We start from the raw sequence: 1,086 nt of genomic DNA on the forward strand, positions 1-1,086 counted from the left end.
GTTGCTACGAGTCCCTCTTCGCGAGGTGGGCGTTGAGGGCGGTGCGATCGGCGTCGCCGTCGCGGTCGGCTTGGCGGCCTGGGCGGTGGACGGTGCGATTCGTCGTCCGCGGGTCCATTGGACGGCGACGACGATCGCGCGATCAGGTCGGGGGCTCGCCGGCTCCCCAGGCGATGGAGCTGCCGTCGGCTTGGTCGTCGAGCAAGGTGGTGGTGGCGGTGTATCCGATGGATGCCCACCAGTCGGCGGCGAGGATCTGCTGGTCGGCTATGACGGCGACGCCGAAGAACGCGTGGAACGCCATGGCGATGAGCAGGATGAGCGGGCGGATGGGGTAGGCGGCGCGGGTGGGGCCGGGGTCGATCCCGGGGACGACCCAGAAGAACAGGTACCCGCACCGGTGGTCCGCGGTCAGGGCGGCGCCGTCTACCGGGTGGTCTCGAGCGCAGGCACAGCAGGCTTCTCGCGCTCGGGCGTCGCGCGGGGGCGACGGTGCGCGCGCACCACCGTGATGGCGACGGCGACCACGAACAGGACGAACCCCACCCAGACCATCACCTGGGTGACGTTGAGCCCCGCCCCGTCCGAGCCCGGCGTGCGCCCGCCGTCACGGCCCGTCGCGGTGACGAGCAGGACGACGACGATCGTCGCCGAGACCGCGAGGCGACCGACCCAGCGTCCGGCCGTGTCCAGCGCGGACCGCCCGGGCGTGCGGGCCGGCGCGAGCAGCCGCACCAGGAGCAGCCCGGCGACGGGCAGCTGCAGCAGCCAGATCGTGGTGCGGAACGCCCCGTCGTACCAGACGTTCGTCCCGTACAGCAGGGTGTGCCACACGCTCAGCACGTACACGAGGATGATCGAGGCGTGTAGCGCCTGCCACACGCGCGGGCCCATCCACCGGCGCGCGTAGAACGCCAGGCCGAGCGGGATCGACAGGTACAGCGCCAACAGCCCGATCAGGATCGCGATCTGCCCCGTGCCCGAGGAGTAGCCGCCCGGTACGAATACGTCCACGAACGCGCCCCACAGCAACGCCGGCGTCGAGAGTCCGTCCGCGTTCTCCCGGACCAGCTCGGCGAAGAACCA

The 1,086-nt window shown here is 71.5% G+C and carries 2 protein-coding genes; both read right to left on the reverse strand.

What is annotated here, in order from left to right; genetic code table 11:
- Positions 1-142 precede the first annotated feature (142 nt).
- Positions 143-415, reverse strand: a complete 273-nt coding sequence (locus tag ACI769_RS19805) for a cytochrome c oxidase assembly protein (RefSeq protein ID WP_338031579.1) — start codon at positions 413-415, stop codon at positions 143-145.
- 11 nt (positions 416-426) lie between these two features.
- On the reverse strand, positions 427-1,086 hold a 660-nt coding region (locus tag ACI769_RS19810), incomplete at its 5' end, for a hypothetical protein (RefSeq protein ID WP_409142170.1).

The organism is Cellulosimicrobium sp. RS (assembly GCF_046159675.1).
Classification (GTDB): domain Bacteria; phylum Actinomycetota; class Actinomycetes; order Actinomycetales; family Cellulomonadaceae; genus Cellulosimicrobium; species Cellulosimicrobium funkei.